This is a genomic window from Virgibacillus sp. GM2-2 (assembly GCF_055329585.1).
Genome location: NZ_JBUZWC010000008.1, coordinates 52547 through 77972 on the forward strand (window position 1 = coordinate 52547; position 25426 = coordinate 77972).

Genomic DNA, 25426 nt, shown 5'->3' on the forward strand with positions numbered 1-25426 from the left:
ATCCTGAGTCCGATAACAACCGCATCTGCCCTTATTTTAAACAAATAAGGAATCGTGTGTCCGCTAGCTGACATCCTGCATGCAATCTTTCCATACGCTCGAAAATGTAACTTCACTAGACTTGCCCGCTACGGAAATCAACATTGTTGTTACAATAAGAAATATTCACTAGTTCGCAATTCCCTTCAACTATGAAATAAAATTGAAATTTAATCTTACAAAAATGTCCGTTTCACGCGATCCCAGTAAGAGTTGTTTTTTAGCTTAACTGTTTTGATAACCCTGTCACTCAAAGTAACAGTAATGTTCTTCACTTGGCGAATAGGATGTGCTTCGTTATCCATTCCAACAACTGGATAATTATTACCGTCTTGAACAATATCTAATGAAAGCTTTCGATCTTTATCTAAAACAAACGATGAACCAAGCGTTCGATATCGATTGTTATTTAGTGAAGCAAGTTCTGTTACTTGAAAACAAGGAATTCTTGGATCAATTACAGAGCCACTCGTAGATTTATTATATCCTGTACTACCAGTTGGGGTTGCTACAATTAAGCCGTCTCCTCGAAAGGTTTCAAAGTGCTGATCATCAATTTTTACATCTATAACAATGGTTTTAATAATTGTTGATCGAATACTAACCTCATTAAGGCAATTAAATACCGTTTCCCCATTATTCATGTCTACTTTAATAACAGGAAATCGGCGGACTTCCATTTCATCATGTACCATCGAGTGCAACATTTCGCTAAAATTGTCCATATTAAAATCACAATATAAACCTGCCTCGTTTGAACGAGTAATGCCAGTATATAAGCAATCCTGTCTGAAACCTGTTTTTCGAACCGCTTGCAAAAAAGCTCCATCGCCACCAATACTAACGATAATATTGGCGTCAGCTGGATCTTTTTTTATTGTGAAATCATTTTCTTTTGCTAAATGGAATAATGGTTCCAATTTTTCTTCTATATCCCTTTTATGGTCGTAATGGAAAAAAATATTTCTACGATTAGACATGTCTCAACCTCCTTGTAGCAAATAATTACTATCATTTTATCATTTCTAATTCATTATTCCCATTGATTGTGGTTACTGTATAAAAATGGATAACACGAACATACTAACATTGTTCGTTCGTTTACTAGGGGGTGTAGCAGTTGGTCGGGATGATTAGTATAGTCATTATTGTTATCGTTTTATTTCTCTTTGTATTGTTCTCAAAGATCACTATCTCAATCAAAATATCCTATCTTGAAAATCAACAAAACGGTTCCGTTCATATTATGTTTTTAAAAATTCCTATTTATAAGATGAAAATAAAACCTGAAAATGATAAAAAACAATCAACTCTTGACTTCCTAACTAATCGGCAACTGCTCACGAAACTATTTCACGATATACAGTTTTTCTTTAAGACTGTAAAACAAACAAGTCCACAGGTTTACTGGATACTTCAAAAAATGACAATACATAAATTTCAGTGGCATACAAATTTTGGTGCTGGAGAAGCTAGTAGTACTGGAATGTTGACTGGAGGCGTATGGTCCATCAAAGGTATAGTGCTAGCCTTTCTAAGGGAAACGTGTCATGCCGTCAATTCCCTACATGTAAATGTAAGTCCATATTTTCAACAAGCACTATTCCAAACACAACTCGACGTAAAAGTTACGATTCGATTTGTTTATGCAATTTCTGGTGGATGGAAATTACTACGATCTATGTCAAGTCACAACGAACAAATTACTAAATTGCGTGAAAGGAAGATTTAACATGAGTGAACATCCAATTCAAGGCTTAATGACCACAGCTATGGAAAATATAAAAGATATGGTTGAAGTCAATACGATTATCGGTGATCCAGTTGAATCGCCAGACGGTAGTATCATTATCCCAGTATCTAAGGTAGGCTTTGGATTTGCTGCAGGAGGTAGTGAGTTCCAAACAAAATCGTCTGGGGGAGACCAGAGTGATTCAGAAATGGAACTACCTTTTGGTGGAGGTAGTGGTGGAGGTGTTTCAATCACACCAGTGGCATTTCTTATCGTGAGTAAACAAGGAATAAAAATGGTTCATCTAGATGAGAATGCTCATATTTTTGAAAAAATGATTAATTTTGCACCCCAAGTCGTAGATAAGGTTCAACAGCTTATTAAAGAATCGAAACAAGGAAACAAACCAAAACAGCAGAAAGATCAAAATCAACAAAGTCGTCAACGCAACCAAAACCAAAACGATAATCAACAACAGGACGGAGGAGATGACCAACAGCAAAATAGTAACCAGTCAGATTCCAATTATTCCATATAAAGTGAAACTTCATTCAGCGGGGGTTTTTTTCCTTCCCTGCTGAATGGTATTGAACAAAATCGGACCTTTACGGGCAGTTTAGCCAGTCTTATTGTACTGCCCGTTAAGGCGGGATAAATCTCTTCTCTAATTAATGGTAAATATTGGACATGTCATCCAATTTTATTCATAATGAAATATGAGTAAAACTATTGAGGAGGAATGATCGTTATGGTAAATGTTACATTCCAAAATAATCCTGTAACACTGTTAGGCTCAGAAATGAAAGTTGGTGACACTGCACCCAACTTCACCGTTTTATCGAATAATCTAAAAGATGTTACCCTAAACGATTATGAGGGTAAGGTAAAACTAATAAGTGTCGTTCCATCAATTGACACGGGAGTTTGCTCGGAGCAAACGAAACGATTCAATGATGAAGCGAATGAGGTCGCTAATGCAAAAGTATTAACTATAAGTATGGATCTCCCGTTTGCTCAAGCTCGTTTTCGTGAGGTAAATAAAGTTCAGGATCTTGATATCCTATCTGATCATCGATCAGCAGACTTTGGGGAAAAATATGGTGTACTTGTTCAAGAATTACGATTACTTGCTAGAGCGATTTTTGTTGTTGATTCGTCAAATAAAGTAACCTATGTAGAGTATGTTAAAGAAATAAGTAATCATCCCGATTATGAAAAAGCACTTGAAGCAGCTCGCGAGGCTAAATAAGTTAAAGGCACCTGTTTTTTGTAAAAAAATTACGGGTGCCTTTATTATTTTGCACGTATAAAAAAGATGATTATTATAGATATGAAGTGTAATAAGGCTGTCGCTAATATATGGGATTTATCTTAATGTACATTCCCCCCTTCGTTCTGATACAATAAGGGCGCTTATTAGGCCGAAATGGAGGAAGTTTGGATGACTAAAACAAATATTGAATCATTATTCGAATGGTTAGATAATACGACGGAAATAATAGAAAAACATAAAAATGAACCCTATTTAGAATGCTTAACATTGACCTTAGAATGCTTATTAGAGCAAGAGTTTGCCGATGCAAACGATACATTGTTAACAAAATCAATTCAAGAACAACTAAAAAAAGTCGATGTATCTTCTTATAAAAAAGAGGATTTACAAAAAGCAATACAACTAGCTGTATTAAAAGGGATGAAAGGCTCTACACAGCAACAACATATGATGACTCCCGATTCGATTGCTCTTATTGTCGGGTATCTCGCTAGTAAAGTTCTAGATACGAGCAAAAATGTTCGGGTATTTGATCCGGCAAGTGGTACAGGGAATTTATTAACAACGGTTATCAATCATCTTGGCAAAGACACTGCTGGATTTGGTAGTGAAATTGACCCGACTTTGTTACAGTTATCTGTTTTATGCGCCAACTTACAAGAGCTATCAATTGAGTTTTTCCATCAGGATAGTTTACGCCCGTTTTTACTTGATCCGGTCGATCTTGTCGTATCTGATTTACCAGTAGGATATTATCCAGATGACGTGAACGCCAGTGAATATCGTTTACAAGCAGAAAAAGGCCATTCTTACTCACACCATTTATTTATTGAACAGGGACTCAACTATGTTCAAGCTGGTGGTTACTTGATACTTCTCATACCTGAATTTCTTTTTGAAAGTGATCAAGCAGATCAGCTTCGTGCTTTTCTATATGACAACGCGCATATTGTTGGCGTTCTTCATTTACCTGAAACAACATTTAAATCAAAAAACAATGCAAAAAGTATTCTAATGCTACAGAAAAAAGGAGAAAAAACAGAAGCTCCAAAACAGCCATTATTGGTCAAGCTTCCTTCATTAAAAAACACAAAAGCGATGGAAGATATTTTGGCACAAATGAACACGTGGTTTGCTTCCTATAATGATGGTAAAAAGTAAGAAGGAGGTTGTCTAGGATGCAGGTGATTTTAGCAATTAATGCTGGTAGTTCCTCGTTGAAATTTCAGTTGATCCAAATGCCCAAAGAAACAATTATTACAAAGGGATTAGTCGAAAGAATTGGTTTGAAAGAATCAATATTTACGATAGAAATAGATGGGGAAAAAGATAAGTCAGTAGTCGATATTCCAGACCATGAAGACGCAGTGAAGCGTTTAATGGACAAGCTAACAACAACTGGAATAATCGATTCGTTTGATGATATTCATGCGATTGGACATCGTGTAGTTCATGGAGGGGAAAAATTTACTGACTCTGTGGTGATTTCAGAGGAAGTGTTAAAGGAAATAGAAGAAGTTTCAGAACTAGCACCTTTGCATAATCCTGCTAATCTAACAGGAATTCGAGCATTCCAAGAAATTTTACCGTATGTTCCTATGGTTGCTGTTTTTGATACAGCATTTCATCAAACAATGCCAGAAAAATCTTATCTTTACAGTTTGCCTTATGAATATTATGAAAAATATGGAATTCGTAAATACGGGTTCCATGGCGCATCACATAAATATGTTTCAGAACGTGCATCTGAAATGTTAGGAATTCCGTTGAAACAGCTGCGATTAATTTCTTGTCATTTAGGAAATGGAGCAAGTATAGCTGCGATTGAACATGGGAAATCAATTGATACATCTATGGGATTTACGCCTCTTGCTGGTGTTACAATGGGAACAAGATCTGGAAATATTGACCCTGCTTTAATACCGTATATAATGGAAAAAACTGGACAAACAGCCGATGAAGTATTAAACGTACTGAACAAAAAAAGCGGTATGCTTGCATTATCCGGCTTCTCTAGTGACTTACGTGATATTGAACAACAGGCAGAAACAAATAAGCGTGCAGAGCTCGCTTTAGAAGTATTTGCTGCCCGAATTCATAAATACCTTGGATCTTATGCAGCCCGAATGTCAGGGGTCGACGCAATAATCTTTACGGCAGGTGTAGGCGAAAATAGTGACATTATTAGAGAAAAAGTGTTGACCGGTTTAGAATTTATGGGTGTTTACTGGGATCCATCGCTAAATAAACTGCGAGGTCAGGAAACCTTTATCAATTATCCACATTCACCTGTAAAGGTAATTGTAATTCCAACTAATGAAGAAGTTATGATTGCAAGAGATACTGTTCGATTGACGAATTAACGATTTGTCACTGTTGGGAGTGAGAAAATGTCCGTTACGGAACATAAATCAGAAAAATACCGAGTAACTTGTATGGTAGTCACAATTAGTGATACACGTAACGAAACAACGGATAAAAGTGGAAACTTAATCGTTGAGATGTTGGAAACAGCAGGATATGATGTGGAAATCAAACAGATTGTTCCTGATGAAAAAACTGCAATAAAAAATATGCTTGACGCAGGTAAAGAAAATCCAGATATAGATGTAATTTTAACCAACGGTGGAACAGGTATTGCCTATCGTGATGTAACAATTGAGACAGTTCGTCCTATGTTAGATAAAGAAATACCTGGATTTGGAGAAATATTCAGATCACTAAGTTTTACAGAGGATATTGGTTCTGCAGCAATCATGTCACGAGCGATAGCTGGTGTAGCTAATCACACAGCAATATTTTCTATGCCTGGTTCTTCAGGAGCAGTTCGTTTAGCAATGGAACGACTTATTTTACCTGAACTGTCTCACGTAGTAAATGAAATAAAAAAAGATAGTTGAAATGCCGTTCATAATTTCATTTCTTAATAGCAAAGTAATTAGCGCCCTTAAGAGCTTCTTGACAATTGGTATTGTCATTGTGCAGTTAAGGGCGCTATTTAGCTTGTTAATTAGTAAGTTAATGCTAAGCCATAAAAAAAATCATGGATTAGTATCACTTTATGGTAAAATATAGCTAAAGATTTCAAATATTCTCATCTTAACCTAACTGGCAGTTTAATGTCATAGAGGAGTGGGGTTTTGACAAAGGAAAAAGTTATTGAATTCCTATTTAACGGCGAAAAGTATCGGATCCATAATTTTGTTCTTATTATTATTTTTTGGCTAGTAGTTTATTATTTATCTTTCACCTTTCAAGTTTCTCTCCATGTAATACTTGTTCCTGTTTTAATTCTCATATCGATAATATCTGTAATCAAAATAATGTGGTACAACAAGAAAAAGAATATCAAAACAAGCGTAACCGATTGGGGAGGATTGGTAATTGCTCTTATAGTCTTAATAGTGATGTTGTTTCAATTCTTTACAGAAATTAAAATGGAAAATGCTGTTCATGATGTGATTGAAGAAAAAGTAGAAGGTGAAACTTTTACAATAAATTTTATTCATGAAGTGGAGTTCAAAGAGGAGTATATTGTTGTTGGCTATACCATCAAAGGGGAAAACGCTCAATATTTAGATCGGTATTACTGGAGAGATGGGGAATTGGTTCATGATTTAACTAGAAAAAGTGAAGATAATAATTAATTTTTTCAATTAACAGGGCTTTAATTAAATACTGATTAAAGTTAAAAAGCTTGTGGTTTAAAACCCCCCAAGCTTTTGTATTTTTATCTAACCACAAGCACATCACACTGTGCATAACGTGTAATATTTTCCGAAACACTACCGATGAAAAAACGTTCTACTGTACTCATTCCTGTGGCTCCGCAAATAATCAAGTCTGCTTTAAAACTTGGAGCAATTTCTTTGGCAATTTTAACTTTCGGAGATCCATATTCTACACACCGGACAATATCAGTAACACCTGCTGATTTTGCTTTTTCCATATAACCATCTAACAGTTCTTGTGCATAATCTTCAGCTCTTTCGGCTAAAGTACGATCATATGCCTCCGCTGTCGCAAATGTTCTAGAATCAACAACGTGTGCCAAAATAAGACGCGCATCATTTCGCTTTGCAATGTCTAACGATTTTTCAAAAGCAATTTCTGAAGCGTCCGAACCATCTACGGCAACTACGATATCCTTATATTCAAAAGGCATTTCCAATCTCCCCTTTCTTTAACTATTATTTACCCTTTTATATAGGAACATAATCAATGATGGAAAAAATTAATCATCAACTAATATCACTTTATGGACAAACTAATTATGGAGGTGGTACTATTGGGAAAGAAACAAACACAGTCATTGCAGGAAGATAAAAAAGGCATTGCAGTTGTGCAAAATCAGTTATTTGAGAGTTATCAAAGTGGTGTGGTCGAAGATCAGCTACACAATAATAAAGGTATTCACCACTTTAATAACGGAAAAAGATAATTTTTGTCAAATAGCCCCAAGATCACTTTCAAGAAGAAATATGATCCATCCTTTATTAGGGTGGATCAATTTCTGTTAATCTTCATAATATGAAAGCGTTTTTAAATTTATGCATTGTGGGAATAAATCTGATACAATTGATATGCTCTTATTAGGACATTATTTTTTCTGTAGTACATAATATCACGAATGAAAGTTAGGAGTGTGTAAAGATGAAAATTGGGGTTCCAAGAGAGATTAAGAATAACGAAAATAGAGTTGCCATGACACCTGCTGGGGTCTTAACGTTGAAAACTGCTGGACATGAAGTGTATGTTGAAACTGGCGCAGGTCTGGGATCAGGTTTTGTTGACGAACAATACCAAGAAGCAGGAGCAAAGATTGTTTCCACAGCGAAGGAAGCATGGTCACAAGAAATGGTAATGAAGGTTAAGGAGCCATTAGCGGAAGAATATGATTATTTCTATGAAGGATTAATTTTATTTACATACCTTCACTTAGCTGCTGAACCTGAATTAACAAAAGCGCTTATTGATAAAAAGGTTGTCGGTATCGCTTATGAAACAGTTCAGCTTGAAAACCGTTCACTTCCATTGTTAACACCAATGAGTGAGGTTGCAGGTAGAATGGCAGCACAAATCGGTGCTCAGTTCTTAGAAAAATCAAAGGGTGGCAAAGGAATTCTGTTAGCTGGAATCCCTGGTGTTAAACGTGGAAAGGTTACCGTAATTGGTGGTGGTGTTGTCGGCACGAACGCAGCTAAAATCGCTATGGGACTAGGGGCAGATGTAACAATTGTTGACTTGAATCCTGAACGTTTACGTGAGCTTGATGATATTTTTGGATCATCTATTAATACATTAATGTCCAACCCACTAAATATTATGGAAGCTGTTGCTGAATCTGATTTAGTAATTGGTGCTGTGTTGATTCCTGGTGCAAAAGCGCCAAGATTAGTCACAGAAGATATGGTACAAGCTATGCCTGAAGGATCGGTTATTGTCGATGTTGCGATTGATCAGGGTGGAATTTTTGAAACAACTGACCGAATCACTACACATGATGACCCAACGTATACGAAGCATGGCGTTGTACATTATGCGGTTGCAAATATGCCAGGTGCAGTTCCTCGTACTTCAACAATCGGATTAACAAATGTTACAGTTCCTTATGCTTTACAACTTGCTAATAAAGGCTATGTTCAAGCTTGCTCGGATAATGTAGCGTTACGCAAAGGTATTAATACATTAGACGGTTATGTAACGTATAAAGCTGTTGCAGAATCTCATGGACTTCATTATGACGAGGTTCAATCATTACTAAACAAATAATAAAAAAACGGACCAATTACGGTCCGTTTTTTTTATAAGTTTTCTAATACCATTAATCGATAATGCGTAACTCTTTTGGTGATTTTGTTAGAATTTCTGGTCCTTTTTCAGTCATGTAAATCATATCTTCAATCCTTACGCCACCTACATTTGGAACATAGATACCTGGTTCGACTGTGTAGCACATTCCTTCTTTTAGTGGAAGCTCGTTCTTACTATGCATCGATGGATATTCATGTGTTTCGATGCCAATTCCATGACCAATTCGGTGGGTAAAGTATTCGCCATATCCAGCATTCTCGATATGTTTTCTTGCTGCTAAGTCCACTTGTCCGACTGAAGCACCGATAGTGGAAATATCAATGGCCTTTTGTTCTGCTTCTAGAACTGTTTCATATATATTTTTTTGTTCATCCGTAATAGATTTATATGCAACCGTGCGAGTGATATCTGAACAATATCCCTCATAGATAACGCCTAAATCAAAGAGTATCATGTCACCTTTTTCAATTTTCTTCATACCAGGATTACCATGTGGTGAAGCTGTTTTTGCACCTGAAAGCGTCATTGTTGAGAAAGACATCCCTTGGATTCCTCTTTTCTTCAATTCATACTCGATTTTTGCAATGATTTCAATCTCGCGAACACCTTCACTAATAGCTTTTATCCCTGTTTCCACTCCAAAATCTGCAAGATCCGCTGCTTGTTTTAAAAGCGTATATTCTTTTTTGTTTTTAATCACACGTAAGTTGGCCAGCGTTTCTTTTGCATCTTTTATCGCCGTGTTAGGAAGAATATCTTTCACTGCATGGTATCGATCCATCGTTATTTGATCATATTCAATCCCCATTGATTGAGGCAGCTTATTACTTTTTTGTAACGCTGTCTTAAATAGGTTCCACGGATCTTCATGGTCATGATAACCAATTATGTCATAGGTCCAACCAGCAGCAACAGCGTCTTCTTTTTCCATATTAGGCAATACCAAAATCGGATCTAAGTCTGTACTTATGTAAATGGCAATTACCCTCTCATGTGGGTCAGTTAAATAGTTGCTCAAATAATAAACATTCGCACTAGATGTTACAAGCATACTATCGAGATCATTGGTCTTCATTTCTGTAAGTAGTGTTTCGATTCGGTTTGTCATGTTCTCACCTCATAAACGTAGAATATCCTTAGTATAACAAAAACCTTATTACTATTCATAAAATCAAAAAATGATACAATGAAGAAAGAATAATGAAACCTTTTCGTATGTATTAGCGTAATACAATTGTAGCAAGCAATATTTGATGTAAAAGAGGTGAAGCTGTGGGTTTATTTTCAAATATATTTAAGAAAAAGGAAACAGATAGGCCAGCACCAAAAGAACGTGATGCGTTATCGATTAAAGTAGGTGATATCATCACTTATGATTTAAGAGATTTTGAAGTCGTCGGAAAAATCACCTACCGAGACGGTAGTTATAAATGGTATGGGTATCAACTACTTGAGGGCCGTGATACCATTTGGCTAGCCGCTGAAATGGATGATGAGCTTGAATTGGGGATTTATAAGAAAGTAAATGTACCTGTTAGTAAGCCGTTTCCAAAAGAATTAGTATATGAAAATAAAACATACTACTTAGAAGAGGAAGGTAAAGCTACTGTAACAGGTGAAGGAAGAAGCTCGAATTTACATGGATCAGAGACACACTTTGCTGATTACAGCGATAGTGAGGACGAGAATTATTTAAGTATAGAATCATGGGGAACCGAATTTGAAGTGAGTTACGGATTCCCTATTGAAGAATATGAAATAAAAATATTAGCGGGATCAAATTAGAGGAGGAAAAAGAATGTTTAAATTTTTTAAACGCGTTTCAACAGTAGTTAGCTCCGAGTTAAATACATTATTGGACAAAGCAGAAGATCCAGTAAAAATGCTAGACCAATTTATGCGAGATATGGCAGAAGATATTCGTGAAGTAGAGGCTGCGGTAGCAAAACAGATTGCGAATGAGAAAATGTTAAAAAGAAAAGCGGATGACGCACAAGCTATGGTTGATAAGCGTCAACAACAAGCTGAAAAAGCATTGAATGCAGATGATGAAGATTTGGCTCGTCGTGCATTAGAAGATAAAGCTGAACATGAAAAACAAGCAACTGTATTAAAGGAATCTTGGGAACGTGCGAAAAAGGATTCAGAAGTTCTTCGCGATAAGCTTGATGAGATGAAAAAGGAATACCAAGAAATGAAACTGAAAAAAGACTCGTTAAAGGCACGTGCAGAGTCAGCTAAAACACGTACAAAAATGAATCGTACGATGTCATCGATTGGTAGCGATCAATCAAGAGCAGGTTTTGAACGTATGGAAGAAAAGGTTATGCGAATTGAAGCTGAAGCTGAAACTAGTGAAGATTTATCACAGGCAAATCGATCATTAGATGATGAATTCGAAAAACTAGACGATAACAACGTAGACGATGAATTAGCTGCATTAAAAAAGAAAATGGGCAAAAAATAAAGTGAAACTTCATCCAGTGGGGGGGCTTTTCCTCCCCACTAAATGATAGTTGAACAGAATCGAACTTTTACGGGCAGTCCTCCCTTTGTTGGAGAGCTGCCCAATATCTATGGAGAAGGGAGGGAAATTGGTGAAAAAGTGGATAGTACTAACCTGTTCATTATTTGTTTTAATACTCGTTGCTGGTTGTTCCTCACCTTTTACTGAACGAGGGATACAAGAGGATGTTCAAATTACAGCTGGTGATATTCCAGAAGAACCATCAAAAGATGAAATCATAAATAAAATAAAAAATAATTCGAGTAATGAGATAGATGATATTATTGAAGCAAACTTTCCATTTATGGGTGCAGTTAATGGAGAATCAACTCAGGCAGAAATCTATGCAACTACTCAGTTTACAATAAATGAACTAGCTTCTGCTTTAACAAATGCTATTCAACCAGAAAAAATAAGTGAAGTAATCGATGATCAACAAATACTTATTTATCCCAATTACTTTGTTACATTGAAAGTAAGCCCAGACGATAATGACGTTCTTTTAATTGAGGTTGCAGATGATGAATTTGTACGACGTAATTATTCACCAAGCTTTTTAGGTACATATTTTGCTTTTCGGATACTTGATGATGTACTAGATGCAGATGATTGGGCAAAGCGTAGATCTCGTGCGTGTAAGTCTGCGAATTGTTATGGAGGATATACAGGAATACCAAGCCGTGGGGATACTTCATTTAGAGGTGGCGGTCCAGGGTCTGGAAAATAAAATGATAAAACTTCTAATTGACTGACAAATGTGATTTTTTATACTAATTATTCATATTTTATTAAATGATTAGTCAAAAACATTCAAGGAGGGATAAAGTAAGAATACTCGTTGCAATTAGTGGCCTGATCGATAGGTGTTATTTATACGTATGACCAATATGTAGGTGGATAGAAGACAATAATCCATATAAGGGTATCAACGAACAATCAATAAAGATGACTTACGAATCAAACTTCGTTTCATCAGGCTTTTTCCAACTCAAAAAGACATTATTGTTGAATCTTTGATACACACAAAAATAGCATTAAATTTTTGGATATGATTAGTTTAAACGATTTCTTAACTCTAAAGAAGTGGGTTGTTCAAAACAATATATCTATCCTATAGTCTTTAGTTGCAGAATATATGGTCTAATAAAGTATAATAAACGAATAAAGGAGGATTATCAGGTGCAACGAGCATTTAAAACGGAAATCCAATTGACTAAAGATCAACAGAATAAATTTAAGCAATCGGTTGGTGTTTGTAGATGGTTGTACAATTTCTACCTAGACAAGAACATGGAATTATATCAAATGTATAAAGACGGCCATTTAGACAAGAAAAATTCATTTATGAGTGCGAATGACTTCGACAAATATATTAATACAGAAGTCAAAGTATTAAATGACTTTCAATGGATTAACAATTGCGGGAGTAAAGCAAGAAAAAAGTCAATCGTAAACGCAGAGCTTGCATTTAAAAGATTCTTTAAAGGACAAAGTAAATTTCCCAGGTTTAAAAAGAAGAACAGACAAGATGTAAATCTATATTTTCCTAAGAACAACAAAGGTGATTGGATAATAGCGAGACATAGAATAAAAATCCCTACTTTTGGTTGGGTTCAGTTAAAAGAAAAAGGCTATATCCCAATCGACAAAACAGTTATTAGTGGTACCATTAGTCAAAAAGCCAATAGGTACTATGTATCTGTGATCATGAACTGTGTGAGTAAAACACCAACGGATATTTCCAATACCGATGGTATTGGAATTGATTTAGGAATTAAACATTTTGCCATAACAAGTGATGGTTTCACCTATCCTAATATCAATAAAACATCTAGAGTAAAAAAACTAGAAAAGAAATTAAGAAGAGAACAAAGAAGGCTTTCGAGAAAATACGAAGGTCATAAAAAATCTAAAAACAAAAAGGAGGGATCTGCTGCTAGGCAAAATATCCAGAAGCAAGTGCTATCGGTACAAAAAGTTCATCAAAGACTTTCTAATATTCGTATGGATTACATTAATAAAGTATCTTCTGAAATTGCAGAGCGAAATCCAAGCTTTGTTACAATGGAAGATTTGAATATTAAAAGTATGATGAAGAATAGGCATCTATCAAAATCAATATCACAACAAAAATTTTATCAGTTTAGAGTTTTACTCGAAAGCAAACTTTTCAACAAAAGCATTGAGCTTAGATTTGTAGATACATTCTATCCATCTTCTAAGTTATGCTCCGATTGTGGAGATAGAAATGCTAACCTAAAATTATCTGATAGAGTTTTTCATTGTGTTAATTGTGGAACATCAATTGATAGAGATTTTAACGCGAGTTTGAATCTCAAAAGTGCCAAAGAATATAAGATCGCTAACTAACAATAGCACTTATATATGTACCGATGGCTAGTCGGGAATTAACGCCTTTGGAGTGTCATACCAACTGGAGTAGCACTTGCGAAACAGGGCACGTTGAGGAAGGAACTATCTCGATATGGGTATGCTTGTCCATATTTTGAGTAGCAGAGTGGAAAGATGGGTCCATATGTAGCAACGTTTGTTTATTTTGCAATTTCAGTAGTTATTGTTTTAATCGGTTTATTTATCTTTGAATTATTAACTCGCAAATACAAAGATTTGGATGCTGTGCATGAAGGAAATGTCGCGGTAGCATTGTCAATCGCTGGAAAGGTTATCGGGATTTGTATTATCTTAGCATTCGCAATTTATCATAGCTCAGAAATAGTTGAAACCTTAATTTGGGGTATCTATGGTGTAGTGCTTCAGATGATTGCCTACTTACTGTTTGATTTGTTTACTAGAAAATTCTCCGTGGAGGAACAACTTAAAAACAATAATATTGCTGTAGGAGTTTTATCGATCGGTGTATCAATTGGCTTAGGTTTAGTAATCGGAGCTTCCATTACGTAATTAGATGCATGAACATGTGCTAAGTTGGGTATATGATGTAAGTGACTAATTTTATACTATTTTGTAAGGAGAGGTTAAGTTGAAACTATCTTATCATGGACATTCAGTAGTGAAGGTTGAAACAGATACGCATACGATTTTAATCGATCCATTTATTACAGGAAACGAGTCGTGTGATTTAGATCCTAGCACAGTTAAAGCAGATGTTATTCTACTTACACATGGACATAATGACCATGTAGGTGACACGTTTCAAATAGCTAAGAATAATGACGCATTGGTCGTTGCTCCAAACGAACTTGCAGGCTATCTTGGTTCAAAAGGATTGAATACGCATCCGATGCATATTGGAGGCGCACATGAATTTGATTTCGGTAAGGTTAAATTCACGCAAGCTTTTCATGGCTCTGCATATACAGAAGATGACGGAACAATGATTTATACTGGAATGCCCGCTGGTATTCTACTGACAATTAACAATAAAACGATCTATCATGTTGGAGACACTGGCTTATTCTCCGATTTAAAATTAATTGGTGAATTGAATGATATTGATGTGGCATTTGTCCCAATTGGTGACAATTTTACAATGGGACCAGAAGACGCATTGATTGCAGCGGATTGGATTAAAGCAAAAACGGTAGTTCCCGTACATTACAATACGTTTCCTGTCATTGAACAAAATCCGGAAGAATTTGTTTCGAAAGTAAAGACAGGAAAAGGTAAGGTAATGCAGGTTGGAGAAATTTTAGACGTATAAAAATAAGTGTGTGAGGAAAAATTCTCACACACTTATTTTATTTCAATACATAAATATCATAACCAGAAGGTTCAAAACAACTTTTTGCGTTTTCCCGAATAGAATATTCTTTTACTGCATTCTTAGTCTTAATTTCTTTTTTAATACATAGTGCCCCCTTGGAACCTTTAAAATCCAGTGTCCCAAATATATAAAAGTTTCCTTCAACCGTAACTTTAACCTTATTTTTAATGGTCAAGTCATCTAGAAATGCAGCACTTCCTTTGACAAGATATTCATTTTGGCATTCTTCATTTTTTTTGTTTTTTAGTAAGGTATCATTAAACTTCGTATTTCCATTAAAAACACAATTCTCATTCATATCCCCTAAGGCGAAGTTCTCAGGATTCTCTTCTAAATTTAGAACGTAATCTTCTTTCGTAGATAAGGTCGTTTCAATAAAAAAACTCTCTTCTTCTGTCTTTGTGGTTAACTGAATGGAGAGTATCTCATTTGAGTTTACCCCGCTTACACATCCATCAATAATTGATAATTTGCGCTCACCATTTATAAACATGGTTTCTACTTTGTTTATTAATTTATTGCTTTCCTTAAAACAAATAGCTGACTCCCCATCATAATATTGACTCCGTATCTCAGCCATCAACACATTCGTTTCTTGCTGCAACGAAATAGAATCACTTGTTTTTTCTTCACTTTCCGCTAATTGAACGATTAAAGTTGACGATAAAACTAGTAAGATAGCAAAAAGACTGATTGCTGCTAGTAATTCTATTAACGTAATCCCATTTTCATTTTTTAATTGTCTGAATTTCATCTTTCACACATCCAATTACATGATATAATAGGTGAAAAGTCACGGTGTAGGAGAGAGTTTTCTTGATTAATAATTATTCCAAGTCAACTAGTAACGGTTTTACTCTTATTGAAATTATAGCATCAATTGCGATTTTGGGAATGGTTATTGTCGTTTTTCTTCCAATATTCCCGCAAATTTTGGCATGGAATAATAACTCTGAACAAGAACTGACAGCAGGAAATTTATTAGAACAGGCTGTTTATGATGTTAAACAAGAAGAATCAATTGTTTCTAATTTAATCGGAAAATCTATTCCGGAATGTGAGGATGGAAGGTATACAGTATCTGGTGAACTTCCGACGTACTCACTGAACGGAATAGTATATTCGACTTCCGTATTTGTTTGCCAGTCAACTAAAGAAAAAGAACTTAATTTATATCGAGCAAACATCAACGTTACATCAGCGGAAGGAAACACAAATGAAACGTATACATACCTACAAGGTGATTCCAATGAATAGCTTCAAAAACGAACGTGGAGCTGCTCTTGTCCTTACGTTGATGATTATTACATTACTTCTTTTATTTGTTATGACTCTATTTTTTCAGCTAACAAATACTGCTAAGCAGGTACAAACTGTCGAGCATACGATTGATGCACGGCTTATTGCCGAAATGGGAATCGAGTATTATCGAAGCCAAGTGGATAATTTCACAAATGAAGAACCAATCGAGGAATTTTTAAAAGATTTTGACTTGAATGTTACGCTTGATGAAAATCATTCATTCAAGCTACAGAAAAAAACTATAACAGAAGATGACGAAACAATAATTATAAAAATAGAAAGTACTGGAATAGCGTTTGACGAAATTAAGACAATCAATGATACATTAACGATAAATTTACCATAAATGGGGTTTCACGATGATTACACGTAAACGACTAGGCGATTTATTACAAGAGGCAAACCTTGTAACGAATGAACAGATTAATGAAACGCTCCAGAATAAAGGGAACAACCAAAAGCTTGGAGATGCATTGTTAGAACGCGGGTATATTACAGAGCGTCAATTAATTGAGGTCCTGGAATTCCAGCTTGGAATACCACATGTTTCTTTGTATAACTATCCAATTGATGAAAATGTATTAGGGTATGTAACAAAGGAAGTTGCACAAAAAAGTAATATTATGCCTTTGAAAATCCAAGATAATGAGTTAATCATTGCAATGAAAGATCCAATGGATTATTACGTAATCGATGATTTAGAAATGGCTACAGGACACAGTATTTCACCGGTAATTGCAGCTAAGGACGATATTCTTTATGCGATTAACAAGTATTATTTCAAAGGGGAACTAGACGATAATACAAAACAAACAACAGATAAGGCAGAAGCCCCTGTAATACGAATATTGGATCAACTTTTAAACACCGGTGTACAGCTTAAAGCAAGTGATATTCATATTGACCCACAGGAGACAAATATTCTTATTCGTTATCGAATCGATGGTAGATTGCAGACAGAAAAAGTACTACAAAAGCATTTACAAAACTCGTTGATTGCTCGGATAAAAATATTGGCCGATTTGAATATCACCGAAACAAGGCTACCACAGGATGGGAGAATTAAAACAACTGTAGGAGTAACTCCAGTTGATTTGCGTATTTCTTGTTTGCCTACGGTTTATGGTGAAAAAGTAGTAATTCGTATATTAGATTTAAAAAATGCATTAATGCAATTAAGTGAATTAAATTTTTCAGAAGAAAATTACAGACGCTACTTAAACTTAATTGAACAGCCATCAGGGCTTATTCTGTTAACTGGCCCAACTGGATCAGGTAAATCATCTACATTATATGCATCGATTAATCACTTAAATAAGGAAAATGTAAATATCTTAACTATTGAAGATCCGGTTGAATTCCAACTAGAAGGAATTAACCAGGTTCAAGTTAATAGTAAAATAGGATTGGATTTTGCTACTGGACTACGATCCATTCTACGACAGGATCCGAACATCATCATGATTGGTGAGATACGAGATCAAGAAACGGCTGAAATAGCAATTCGCGCGTCAATGACTGGACATTTGGTGTTTAGTACATTACATACTAACAGTGCAGTTGATACGGTACCTAGATTAATAGATATGGGAATTGAGCCATATCTGGTAGTCAACTCGTTAAATGGAATAGTTGCTCAACGACTAGTTAGAAAAATATGTCGTGACTGCAGAACGGAACGTCAACCGACCGAAATGGAACAAGATTTATTCCGTAAAAATGGGATGACGGTGGAAAAATTACATTATGGTAGAGGTTGTAATAGCTGTCATCAACAAGGTTATCGTGGAAGGATAGCGGTTCAAGAAGTAGTCGTGATTAATGAGACAATTAAAAATATGCTATTGAATAATCAGTCGCTGTCACAGGTTCGAGCATATTTAAAGGAACAAAACAATGCTGTATTGTTACAAGATGGACTAGCCAAAATTAAAAAAGGGTTAACCACTATGGAAGAGATCCTGCAGGTATCTATTAACATCTAGGGGGGATTATATGCGTCAACACTTTGATCATTGGTTAACGGTAGCATACAATAAAAAGGCTTCGGATGTTCATCTTACGATCGGAAAACCACCAATTTTCCGGATTAATGGAAATTTAGAAATACAGGAATTTGACGTATTAAGACCCGAGGATACGTATCAAATTGTAAAAGAAGTTATATCTGAAAAACATTGGAAACAGCTAGACGAAAATCGAGATTTGGATTTTACATATGGAATTAATGGTGTTTCCCGTTTTCGTATCAATACTTTTTACCAGCGTGGACAGCTTTCATTAGCGATTCGGTTAGTTCCGAGAACAGTTCCATCAATTGAGGAATTATATTTACCACAGGTTGTAAAACAGTTAGTTGAACATCCACAAGGTTTGATTCTAGTAACCGGCCCAACTGGAAGTGGAAAAAGCACAACCCTTGCTGCAATGATTGATTATATGAATCGAACCATGCGAAAACACATTATTACACTGGAAGATCCAATTGAATACATGCATAATCATGACAAATGTGTCATTGACCAAAGGGAGTTAGGATTTGATACCAATAGTTTTGCGAATGGACTGCGCTCAAGCTTACGTCAAGATCCAGATGTCATTTTAGTCGGGGAAATGCGTGATTTAGAAACAATCTCGACAGCAATTACAGCTGCAGAAACTGGCCACTTAGTGCTCGGAACACTTCATACGACGGATGCTGTTTCAACTATTGAACGAATTATTGATGTCTTTCCATCAAACCAACAAGCTCAGATTCAGATACAGTTATCGTCTATCTTAAGAGCAGTTATTTCGCAGCGGTTGTTGATTACGAAGGATCAGACAGACCGCGTTGTAGCGACAGAAGTGTTAGTAAACAATTCTGCAGTAAAAAACTTGATTCGAAATGAGAAGTTACATCAGGTTCAGAATGTATTGCAAACGTCAAAAGAATATGGAATGCATACACTTGAAATGGATCTTAGGCGGTTATTACAAGAAGACCGAGTTTCGTATGATACAATTGCTCCTTTTATACAAGAAAGGAATTTGTAAAAGATGAACTTTCAATATTCTGGTAAAAGAATATCAGGGCAGAAAATTAGCGGTAAAGTGGAGGCAGACACAAGAGAAGAAGCGATTAAATCGCTTGAACGCGAAGGGTATATTATTTTTGATATTTCTGAAACAAAACCATGGAATAAAGACATTATATTAAATAAAAAAGTAAAAAATAAGGATTTTGTAGTATTTTTACGACAATATTCAACGCTAATCCGTGCAGGGATTTCTATTTCAGATGCTACAAAAACGATGGTAAAACAAACCGATAATTATGCCTTACGTCAAGCGTTATCCGATATAGACAAGCAGTTAGAGAATGGTCAATCCCTTTCAGTGGCAGCTGAGCGACACCCAAAAGTCTTTCCTTCTCTATTAGTGAATATGATTCATGCAGGTGAGGTTAGTGGTAAGCTAGACGAAATTTTAAACGAAATGGCAGATTACTATGAAAAAGAATATCGGAATAAACAAAAGGTAGTTTCTGCATTGCTTTACCCAAGTGTAGTTGGAATCATTACTATATTCTTAAGTGCATTTTTACTCATTTTTATCGTTCCAAGGTTTGTTAGTATGTTCCAGTCTTTTGGGGAAGATATTCCACCTTACACACAATTTATCATTACATTAAGTCAACTAGTTGGAACTTATTGGTGGATCCTTTTTCTCCTTATTGCCATGGGAGCCTTATTGTATAAATATTTTATGCAGTTTGACAGTTTCATCTATCGGATGGATGTAATTAAAATGAGGTTTCCGTTTGTAGGTGTATTAGTCCATAAAGGTGTATTGGTTCGAATGTTGCAGACACTTAGCACCTTATTTAATAGCTCTGTCCCAATTATTCGATCTGTCGAAATAACCGAACGAGTAGTAGCAAATCGCGTTATACAGTCCGCGTTAGCGAAATCAAGGCAGTCATTAGAAGTTGGTGAATCATTAACGAATCCAATGAAGAATCACTGGGCTTTTCCAGCATTGGTCGTACAGATGATTCAAATCGGTGAAAAGACAGGGACATTAGACCATATGTTAATGAAAGCCGCTGAGTTCTACGAGGAAGAAGTAGAACAACTGTCTAATAGAATTAAAGTTTTAATAGAGCCATTAATGATAATTGTATTAACAGTAATGGTCGGAAGTATTATCATGGCAGTAGTCATACCAATGTTTTCACTTTTTGAAAATTTTCAGTAAAACTGGTAGATATTTGTCAGATTGTAAACTATAATAGACTATAAGACGAAAGTAGGAGACAATGATAGATTATCGATAGAATGGGCACTGAGATAATCTGGAGTCAGTAGTGCAACCGACCAACTGGGTCTATGGAATAATCGATCTATAAAAAGGTGGGGTCAACATGGTCGAACGATTAAAGAAAATGTTAAAGAGAGAGAAAGGTTTTACATTAGTTGAACTTTTAGCGGTTATTGCGATTTTGGCAATTGTTGTGGCAATTGCGGTTCCGACGATAGGTGGAATTATCGATGATGCAGAGACAAAAGCTGATACTGCTAGTCAAGAGCTAATTGAAAATGCCGCTAGATTAGCAAATGTAGCAGCTGGTGATAAAGGTAAAGATGAATATTCTATTAAAGACCTTGTAGATGATGGATATTTAGAAAATGTACCAGAAGGTTTTTCAGAAAGTGACACTGTAGCCAAAGTAGGAAATGAATGGGTATTCGGTGGTACGGATACTTCTAACCCAGAAGAACCTGAAGAGGAAGAAGAATAAATTTCAATTATATTTTCAACGCCTTGCATCATTTGTTGCAAGGCGTTTTCTTCCATTATACATAGTTAAGGGGAAACACAATGGAAATTGCACTATCAATCATATTTTTTATCCTTGGATTAATCTTTGGATCTTTTTTTAATGTAGTTGGGTTACGGTTACCATTAAAACAACCTTTTGCCAATGAACGTTCATGCTGTCCAAGGTGTAAGAATTCGCTTGCATGGTACGAACTGATTCCTGTATTGTCATATGTCTTACAGGGAGGAAAATGTCGGCATTGTAAATCACCAATTTCCATTATTTATCCTATCGGTGAGTTGGCTACTGGTTTATTATTTACTCTATCCTATCTTAGAATTGGAACTGAGCTCGAATTAGTCACCGCATTCATGCTCATTTCCATGCTAATGATTATCTTTGTAGCCGATATAAAATATATGTTAATACCGAACAAGATACTTCTTTTCTTTTTACCGATATTTATCGTTTTGCGCATAGTACAACCGCTTGATCCATGGTTTACTTCGCTAACAGGAGCAGTTGCAGGACTTGGAATTACTGCATTAATCATCATCATAAGTAAAGGTGGTATGGGCGCAGGAGACATGAAGTTGTTCGGTGTTCTAGGGATCGTGTTAGGTTTAAAAGGAATTTTATTGGTATTTTTCCTTTCAACAATCATCGGGGCTATCGTAGGTACTGTGTTGCTATTATGTATGGTGGTCGATCGGAAACAGCCAATACCTTTTGGACCATACATTGTGGTTGCGAGCATCATTTCCTACTTTTATGGCCCTGCTATTATTGATTGGTATACAAAATTTTTACTGTAAGTAGGTGTAGAGCAGATGGCAATCGGAGTAAATGGTAGAGTAAACATTGTAATCACTAATCGTGTTTTGCGTTACTCGTACCATAAAAACGCATCATTAGATGGTCTTGTTGAACAAGGCGAAGTAGAATTACCACTAGGTACAGTAAAAGACGGAAAAATTATGAATAGAGCAGCTTTACTTGAAATCATTAATCAACTTGTACATAAACAAAAATGGAAGCGAAAAAAACTTTTTTTTTGTGTTCCAGATGATACAGTTGTCATTCGTGAGTTGAATGTGCCTGTAGCACTTTCAGGAGAAGAGGTAAAAGGGTATATAAAAACGCAAATAGGAAATAGCTTTCACCTTCCGTTTGGTAATCCAGCAATCGATATAGAAATACTAGACACCAATAAAGAAGAACAAACCGTTTTATTATTTGCTTATCCAAAAGAGAAACTTAACGAATTTGTTTCCGTTTTTCATGATGCGGGGTTAAAGGTTGAGGCGGCTGATCTTACGTCGTTATCCATTTACCGTTATTATTATCTTCATGAAAAAAATAAAAATGATGATGTGTTACTGATTCATTGGAATGTTGATTCGTTGATTTTGACAGCTTTTAATAAACATAAAGCCATATTTACACGATATAGAAGTTTGGAAACTACCAAAGAAAAGATTGATGAACAGCTTGCTATCGAGCTAATTAACGAGCAAATCATTGAGATTAATCGAATAATCGATTTTTACCAGTTCAACATAACGAATGGAGCTTCAAGTATCACTAAGTTATTGATATCTGGTGATTTTCCTTTTTTAGATCTGGTCAAAAATGAAATGGAATCTCGTGTATCGATCCCTGTTGTTTTAATTGATGAGTTAAATGAAAACCAAGAAACGGATATCCGATTTATTGATGTACTTGGCCTTGCTCTAAAACAAGAGGCGTAAAGGGGAATAGTAATGAATACAGAAATCAATCTGCTAGAGAAACAACCGAATAAATACGCCCCCTTTATAAAGCTTGGGACAGCTTTTTTCATCTTACTGTTAATTGTTGTAGGCATCATTTTGTTTCAACAACATCATTACGATACTAAGATTGAACAACAATCATCCAAGTTGGAACAATTGGAAAATACACTTAAGGAAAATCAGGAAAAGCTAGTTGATGAGCAGCTGAAGAAACAATTGATTTCGGACGTTAACATAATTAAATCAATGACTGTCCCTAATGTAAAACTCTATCGTAATATACAGGAGTTACTCCCTAATGTAGAACAGTTTGTCTCGTATGAGGTAACGGAAACGAATGATATCGTTATGGAAGCGCAATTCAAGACGTTAACGGATGTTGCTGCATATGTAAAAGCGTTGTTTCAACAATCTTATATTCAGGGAGCAGAATTAACCTCTATTTCATTGAATGAATCAACGTACCAGGCCATCATAACTATCACTGTTAATCAGGAAATTTTGATGAAGGAGCTTGGGAACAATGAATAAACCATTAACTAAAACAAAGTTATACGGCATACTTGGGCTAATTGTAACGAGTGCTCTTATTTACTTTATTTCCTATACGATACTGATCAAACCGATGCAAGCGGAGCTAGCTTCAATGAAGGATAACGTTGCACTGTTTCAGGATCAGGTAGAAAAAATCAACAACCAATCGAGTAATGATCAGGAGACAAAAAGTAATTCTGTAACCGAACAAATTCCATTAAGCGAAGAGCCGGCATCTATTTTATTACTTATCGAAAAAATCGCAAATACGTCTGGAGTGACAGTTAATCTACTCGAGACCGTTGAGGGTGAGTCGAGTGAACGGAGTAAAGAGATACCAAAGGGAATTAATGGTCAAACCTATACGTTAGAAGCAACCGCCCCTAGCTTGGCGATGGCAAACAAATTTTTGACAGCGTTTAATCAAACGAACCGATTACTTAATGTAGAAGGTTTAACCGTAAACGAAGCAGAAAATGGTGTTACATTACTGGTTACATTTACAGCTTTTCACGCAAATAATAATTAAATCCTCCCATAAGTGGGAGGATTTAATTATTTCTCACCATCTGCTTCTGGCTTTATGGTTTTAAAGGCTAAAAAAGCAGCGATAAGTGCTAATATGGAAAGCAGACTTACTAACCAGGTTAAATTCTGTTTCATTAATATGGCAATTACTGGTGGTCCAGCTGCAACACCGACAAATCGTGCGGAGCTATAGACCGCTGTAATCGTTCCTCTAACACTCTTCTTTATACTTTCCGTTATTAAAGCGTCCATACAAGGAAGAACTGCGCCGATTCCAACACCACAAATAAGAAAAACAACGATTAAGTAAATAAACTGCTCTGAAAATCGGACTGCAACTACAGCACATCCAGCCACAACAATTCCAATAAAAGTAATCCATTTCATCATAATTAAATTGTCTTTTATTTTCTTACCGGTAATGTACGATGCTAAGCAAAGTGCGGCTAGGGGAATAGCAAGAAATAATCCCTTTTTTATACCTTTAAAATCGTATACCTCTTCTAAAATGCTAGAGAGGTAAAATAAAATGCCAAATAAAATAAACATTAATATAGCGCCAATAACAAAAATAGATAGTAGCCATCGTTTATGTTTATGGAACACCTCTTTTGTATTTTTCATAAATTCTTTAAATTTTGGTCCCTTTTTATCATCCTTTGGTTTTTTGACCAAAAATAGGATAAGTAAAATAGAAATAATGCAAAATATCGGTATAGAGAAGAATGGTAAGAACCAAATCATTCCCGCTAGTACCGCACCTAGTATTGGACTTAATACTTTTCCAAAAGTATTAGACGTTTCTATAATACCAAGCGTAGAGCTAACATCTTTATCCTTTTGAAAAATATCACCTACTAACGGTAAAACGATTGGTGCTGTTCCGGAGGCGCCGATACCTTGAAGAATTCTTCCAACAATAATCATTAAAAATGGTTCATCTAATTTCCAGGACGCAAACCCTGCTAACAAAGCTCCTATCCCCGCAATGGCTAAAGAAGGAATGATCACGACTTTCCTTCCGAATCGATCAGAGAGAAATCCAGCTATTGGTATAAGAAATATAGCTACGATTGAATAAACACTAATAATGTAACTGGATTGTAGCTTTGAAATACCTAATTCCGTCTCCATAATAGGTAAAACGGGAATTAGCATCGAGTTTCCTAAGGTCATAATTAATGGAATTGATGCCATCGAAACAATTGCCCATCTTTTATCGTGGACTTCATTGCTCTGTTGTTCGTTACCTTTCATTGTGCAAGCTTCCTCTCTAAACATAGACTATTCCTTACTATTCACTCTTTTTTTGTTCTTTATCCTAGTTGGAAAAAACTACTTTTTACCAAGTTCTGAATTGAGTCGTTGAATCAT

At 35.6% G+C, this 25426-nt stretch carries 30 protein-coding genes and 1 riboswitch; of the genes, 25 read left to right on the forward strand and 5 right to left on the reverse strand.

What is annotated here, in order from left to right; all coding sequences use genetic code 11:
• Window positions 1–215 precede the first annotated feature (215 nt).
• The gene (locus ACY9Z2_RS11180; RefSeq protein WP_463609722.1) at window positions 216–1019 is read right to left on the reverse strand and encodes an NAD kinase; all 804 of its coding nucleotides are present in this window, start codon (window positions 1017–1019) and stop codon (window positions 216–218) included.
• A gap of 149 nt (window positions 1020–1168) precedes the next feature.
• On the opposite strand from ACY9Z2_RS11180, the gene ACY9Z2_RS11185 reads away from it, so the two are divergent.
• The 7 genes from ACY9Z2_RS11185 (at window position 1169) to ACY9Z2_RS11215 (ending at window position 6691) form a co-directional block, all read left to right on the forward strand.
• The gene (locus ACY9Z2_RS11185) at window positions 1169–1771 is read left to right on the forward strand and encodes a DUF2953 domain-containing protein (RefSeq protein ID WP_463609803.1); all 603 of its coding nucleotides are present in this window, start codon (window positions 1169–1171) and stop codon (window positions 1769–1771) included.
• 1 nt (window position 1772) lies between these two features.
• Window positions 1773–2309: a GerW family sporulation protein gene (ytfJ, locus tag ACY9Z2_RS11190; RefSeq protein ID WP_463609723.1), complete on the forward strand. Its 537-nt coding sequence runs from the start codon at window positions 1773–1775 to the stop codon at window positions 2307–2309.
• 210 nt (window positions 2310–2519) lie between these two features.
• Window positions 2520–3020 carry a thiol peroxidase gene (gene tpx / locus ACY9Z2_RS11195; RefSeq protein WP_463609724.1) on the forward strand — a complete coding sequence of 167 codons (501 nt, stop codon included), beginning with the start codon at window positions 2520–2522 and terminating at the stop codon, window positions 3018–3020.
• Between the two features lie 192 nt (window positions 3021–3212).
• The gene (locus tag ACY9Z2_RS11200) at window positions 3213–4205 is read left to right on the forward strand and encodes a class I SAM-dependent methyltransferase (RefSeq protein WP_463609725.1); all 993 of its coding nucleotides are present in this window, start codon (window positions 3213–3215) and stop codon (window positions 4203–4205) included.
• Between the two features lie 17 nt (window positions 4206–4222).
• Window positions 4223–5407, forward strand: a complete 1185-nt coding sequence (locus tag ACY9Z2_RS11205) for an acetate kinase (RefSeq protein WP_463609726.1) — start codon at window positions 4223–4225, stop codon at window positions 5405–5407.
• Window positions 5408–5434: 27 nt separating this feature from the next.
• On the forward strand, window positions 5435–5944 hold the full coding sequence (locus ACY9Z2_RS11210; RefSeq protein WP_463609727.1) for a MogA/MoaB family molybdenum cofactor biosynthesis protein: 510 nt from the start codon (window positions 5435–5437) through the stop codon (window positions 5942–5944).
• A gap of 240 nt (window positions 5945–6184) precedes the next feature.
• Window positions 6185–6691: a hypothetical protein gene (locus ACY9Z2_RS11215; protein WP_463609728.1), complete on the forward strand. Its 507-nt coding sequence runs from the start codon at window positions 6185–6187 to the stop codon at window positions 6689–6691.
• 83 nt (window positions 6692–6774) lie between these two features.
• On the opposite strand, the gene ACY9Z2_RS11220 is transcribed toward ACY9Z2_RS11215, so the two are convergent.
• On the reverse strand, window positions 6775–7209 hold the full coding sequence (locus tag ACY9Z2_RS11220) for a universal stress protein (RefSeq protein ID WP_463609729.1): 435 nt from the start codon (window positions 7207–7209) through the stop codon (window positions 6775–6777).
• A gap of 123 nt (window positions 7210–7332) precedes the next feature.
• Here ACY9Z2_RS11220 and ACY9Z2_RS11225 point away from each other — a divergent pair, with 123 nt between their 5' ends.
• Complete coding sequence (locus ACY9Z2_RS11225) at window positions 7333–7485, forward strand: hypothetical protein (protein ID WP_463609806.1); 153 nt, start codon at window positions 7333–7335, stop codon at window positions 7483–7485.
• Window positions 7486–7697: 212 nt separating this feature from the next.
• Window positions 7698–8816, forward strand: a complete 1119-nt coding sequence (gene ald / locus ACY9Z2_RS11230) for an alanine dehydrogenase (RefSeq protein WP_463609730.1) — start codon at window positions 7698–7700, stop codon at window positions 8814–8816.
• Window positions 8817–8868: 52 nt separating this feature from the next.
• On the opposite strand, the gene ACY9Z2_RS11235 is transcribed toward ald, so the two are convergent.
• Complete coding sequence (locus tag ACY9Z2_RS11235; RefSeq protein WP_463609731.1) at window positions 8869–9966, reverse strand: M24 family metallopeptidase; 1098 nt, start codon at window positions 9964–9966, stop codon at window positions 8869–8871.
• A 164-nt stretch (window positions 9967–10130) separates the two neighbouring features.
• Here ACY9Z2_RS11235 and ACY9Z2_RS11240 point away from each other — a divergent pair, with 164 nt between their 5' ends.
• The 6 genes from ACY9Z2_RS11240 (at window position 10131) to ACY9Z2_RS11265 (ending at window position 15046) form a co-directional block, all read left to right on the forward strand.
• Window positions 10131–10643, forward strand: a complete 513-nt coding sequence (locus ACY9Z2_RS11240) for a DUF4178 domain-containing protein (RefSeq protein ID WP_463609732.1) — start codon at window positions 10131–10133, stop codon at window positions 10641–10643.
• Window positions 10644–10656: 13 nt separating this feature from the next.
• Window positions 10657–11325 carry a PspA/IM30 family protein gene (locus ACY9Z2_RS11245; protein ID WP_463609733.1) on the forward strand — a complete coding sequence of 223 codons (669 nt, stop codon included), beginning with the start codon at window positions 10657–10659 and terminating at the stop codon, window positions 11323–11325.
• Window positions 11326–11455: 130 nt separating this feature from the next.
• Window positions 11456–12091 carry a DUF4247 domain-containing protein gene (locus ACY9Z2_RS11250; RefSeq protein WP_463609734.1) on the forward strand — a complete coding sequence of 212 codons (636 nt, stop codon included), beginning with the start codon at window positions 11456–11458 and terminating at the stop codon, window positions 12089–12091.
• Window positions 12092–12543: 452 nt separating this feature from the next.
• Window positions 12544–13734: an RNA-guided endonuclease InsQ/TnpB family protein gene (locus tag ACY9Z2_RS11255; RefSeq protein WP_463609735.1), complete on the forward strand. Its 1191-nt coding sequence runs from the start codon at window positions 12544–12546 to the stop codon at window positions 13732–13734.
• A 156-nt stretch (window positions 13735–13890) separates the two neighbouring features.
• Entirely contained in the window at window positions 13891–14286 is a 396-nt protein-coding gene (locus ACY9Z2_RS11260; protein ID WP_463609736.1) for a DUF350 domain-containing protein, read from the forward strand.
• 79 nt (window positions 14287–14365) lie between these two features.
• A complete protein-coding gene (locus ACY9Z2_RS11265) occupies window positions 14366–15046 on the forward strand; it encodes a metal-dependent hydrolase (RefSeq protein WP_463609737.1) in 681 nt (226 codons plus the stop codon).
• A 37-nt stretch (window positions 15047–15083) separates the two neighbouring features.
• On the opposite strand, the gene ACY9Z2_RS11270 is transcribed toward ACY9Z2_RS11265, so the two are convergent.
• Complete coding sequence (locus ACY9Z2_RS11270) at window positions 15084–15863, reverse strand: PulJ/GspJ family protein (RefSeq protein WP_463609738.1); 780 nt, start codon at window positions 15861–15863, stop codon at window positions 15084–15086.
• A gap of 62 nt (window positions 15864–15925) precedes the next feature.
• Between ACY9Z2_RS11270 and ACY9Z2_RS11275 the strand changes: the two genes are divergently transcribed.
• From ACY9Z2_RS11275 to ACY9Z2_RS11320, 10 genes are all read left to right on the forward strand, one after another.
• Window positions 15926–16366: a type II secretion system protein gene (locus ACY9Z2_RS11275; protein ID WP_463609739.1), complete on the forward strand. Its 441-nt coding sequence runs from the start codon at window positions 15926–15928 to the stop codon at window positions 16364–16366.
• On the forward strand, window positions 16359–16757 hold the full coding sequence (locus ACY9Z2_RS11280) for a hypothetical protein (protein ID WP_463609740.1): 399 nt from the start codon (window positions 16359–16361) through the stop codon (window positions 16755–16757). Before ACY9Z2_RS11275 ends, ACY9Z2_RS11280 begins: the two co-directional genes overlap by 8 nt.
• Window positions 16758–16770: 13 nt before the next feature.
• On the forward strand, window positions 16771–18396 hold the full coding sequence (locus ACY9Z2_RS11285) for a GspE/PulE family protein (RefSeq protein ID WP_463609741.1): 1626 nt from the start codon (window positions 16771–16773) through the stop codon (window positions 18394–18396).
• Window positions 18397–18406: 10 nt separating this feature from the next.
• Window positions 18407–19447 (forward strand): type IV pilus twitching motility protein PilT, encoded by a 1041-nt coding sequence (locus ACY9Z2_RS11290; protein ID WP_463609742.1) that lies wholly within the window; start codon window positions 18407–18409, stop codon window positions 19445–19447.
• Between the two features lie 3 nt (window positions 19448–19450).
• Window positions 19451–20650 (forward strand): type II secretion system F family protein, encoded by a 1200-nt coding sequence (locus tag ACY9Z2_RS11295; protein WP_463609743.1) that lies wholly within the window; start codon window positions 19451–19453, stop codon window positions 20648–20650.
• A 45-nt stretch (window positions 20651–20695) separates the two neighbouring features.
• Window positions 20696–20779: riboswitch (cyclic di-GMP riboswitch) on the forward strand.
• A gap of 37 nt (window positions 20780–20816) precedes the next feature.
• Window positions 20817–21194 carry a competence type IV pilus major pilin ComGC gene (locus ACY9Z2_RS11300; protein ID WP_463609744.1) on the forward strand — a complete coding sequence of 126 codons (378 nt, stop codon included), beginning with the start codon at window positions 20817–20819 and terminating at the stop codon, window positions 21192–21194.
• Between the two features lie 80 nt (window positions 21195–21274).
• Window positions 21275–22030 (forward strand): prepilin peptidase, encoded by a 756-nt coding sequence (locus ACY9Z2_RS11305; RefSeq protein WP_463609745.1) that lies wholly within the window; start codon window positions 21275–21277, stop codon window positions 22028–22030.
• Window positions 22031–22045: 15 nt separating this feature from the next.
• Window positions 22046–22966 (forward strand): type IV pilus biogenesis protein PilM, encoded by a 921-nt coding sequence (gene pilM / locus ACY9Z2_RS11310; protein ID WP_463609746.1) that lies wholly within the window; start codon window positions 22046–22048, stop codon window positions 22964–22966.
• 12 nt (window positions 22967–22978) lie between these two features.
• Complete coding sequence (locus ACY9Z2_RS11315; RefSeq protein WP_463609747.1) at window positions 22979–23521, forward strand: hypothetical protein; 543 nt, start codon at window positions 22979–22981, stop codon at window positions 23519–23521.
• Window positions 23514–24053: a hypothetical protein gene (locus tag ACY9Z2_RS11320; protein WP_463609748.1), complete on the forward strand. Its 540-nt coding sequence runs from the start codon at window positions 23514–23516 to the stop codon at window positions 24051–24053. Before ACY9Z2_RS11315 ends, ACY9Z2_RS11320 begins: the two co-directional genes overlap by 8 nt.
• 26 nt (window positions 24054–24079) lie before the next feature.
• On the opposite strand, the gene ACY9Z2_RS11325 is transcribed toward ACY9Z2_RS11320, so the two are convergent.
• On the reverse strand, window positions 24080–25309 hold the full coding sequence (locus tag ACY9Z2_RS11325) for an MFS transporter (RefSeq protein WP_463609749.1): 1230 nt from the start codon (window positions 25307–25309) through the stop codon (window positions 24080–24082).
• Window positions 25310–25426: the final 117 nt, after the last annotated feature.

Bases quoted from the DNA above. Each gene is read 5' to 3' on its own strand.
- tpx (WP_463609724.1), top strand. From the start codon at position 2,520: ATGGTAAATGTTACATTCCAAAATAATCCTGTAACACTGTTAGGCTCA.
- ACY9Z2_RS11325 (WP_463609749.1), bottom strand. From the start codon at position 25,309: ATGAAAGGTAACGAACAACAGAGCAATGAAGTCCACGATAAAAGATGG.
- ACY9Z2_RS11260 (WP_463609736.1), top strand. From the start codon at position 13,891: ATGGGTCCATATGTAGCAACGTTTGTTTATTTTGCAATTTCAGTAGTT.
- ACY9Z2_RS11185 (WP_463609803.1), top strand. From the start codon at position 1,169: ATGATTAGTATAGTCATTATTGTTATCGTTTTATTTCTCTTTGTATTG.
- ACY9Z2_RS11205 (WP_463609726.1), top strand. From the start codon at position 4,223: ATGCAGGTGATTTTAGCAATTAATGCTGGTAGTTCCTCGTTGAAATTT.
- ACY9Z2_RS11220 (WP_463609729.1), bottom strand. From the start codon at position 7,209: ATGCCTTTTGAATATAAGGATATCGTAGTTGCCGTAGATGGTTCGGAC.
- ACY9Z2_RS11290 (WP_463609742.1), top strand. From the start codon at position 18,407: ATGCGTCAACACTTTGATCATTGGTTAACGGTAGCATACAATAAAAAG.
- ACY9Z2_RS11305 (WP_463609745.1), top strand. From the start codon at position 21,275: ATGGAAATTGCACTATCAATCATATTTTTTATCCTTGGATTAATCTTT.
- ald (WP_463609730.1), top strand. From the start codon at position 7,698: ATGAAAATTGGGGTTCCAAGAGAGATTAAGAATAACGAAAATAGAGTT.
- ACY9Z2_RS11270 (WP_463609738.1), bottom strand. From the start codon at position 15,863: ATGAAATTCAGACAATTAAAAAATGAAAATGGGATTACGTTAATAGAA.
- ytfJ (WP_463609723.1), top strand. From the start codon at position 1,773: ATGAGTGAACATCCAATTCAAGGCTTAATGACCACAGCTATGGAAAAT.
- ACY9Z2_RS11320 (WP_463609748.1), top strand. From the start codon at position 23,514: ATGAATAAACCATTAACTAAAACAAAGTTATACGGCATACTTGGGCTA.
- ACY9Z2_RS11245 (WP_463609733.1), top strand. From the start codon at position 10,657: ATGTTTAAATTTTTTAAACGCGTTTCAACAGTAGTTAGCTCCGAGTTA.
- pilM (WP_463609746.1), top strand. From the start codon at position 22,046: ATGGCAATCGGAGTAAATGGTAGAGTAAACATTGTAATCACTAATCGT.
- ACY9Z2_RS11200 (WP_463609725.1), top strand. From the start codon at position 3,213: ATGACTAAAACAAATATTGAATCATTATTCGAATGGTTAGATAATACG.
- ACY9Z2_RS11315 (WP_463609747.1), top strand. From the start codon at position 22,979: ATGAATACAGAAATCAATCTGCTAGAGAAACAACCGAATAAATACGCC.
- ACY9Z2_RS11280 (WP_463609740.1), top strand. From the start codon at position 16,359: ATGAATAGCTTCAAAAACGAACGTGGAGCTGCTCTTGTCCTTACGTTG.
- ACY9Z2_RS11210 (WP_463609727.1), top strand. From the start codon at position 5,435: ATGTCCGTTACGGAACATAAATCAGAAAAATACCGAGTAACTTGTATG.
- ACY9Z2_RS11180 (WP_463609722.1), bottom strand. From the start codon at position 1,019: ATGTCTAATCGTAGAAATATTTTTTTCCATTACGACCATAAAAGGGAT.
- ACY9Z2_RS11300 (WP_463609744.1), top strand. From the start codon at position 20,817: ATGGTCGAACGATTAAAGAAAATGTTAAAGAGAGAGAAAGGTTTTACA.
- ACY9Z2_RS11285 (WP_463609741.1), top strand. From the start codon at position 16,771: ATGATTACACGTAAACGACTAGGCGATTTATTACAAGAGGCAAACCTT.
- ACY9Z2_RS11235 (WP_463609731.1), bottom strand. From the start codon at position 9,966: ATGACAAACCGAATCGAAACACTACTTACAGAAATGAAGACCAATGAT.
- ACY9Z2_RS11295 (WP_463609743.1), top strand. From the start codon at position 19,451: ATGAACTTTCAATATTCTGGTAAAAGAATATCAGGGCAGAAAATTAGC.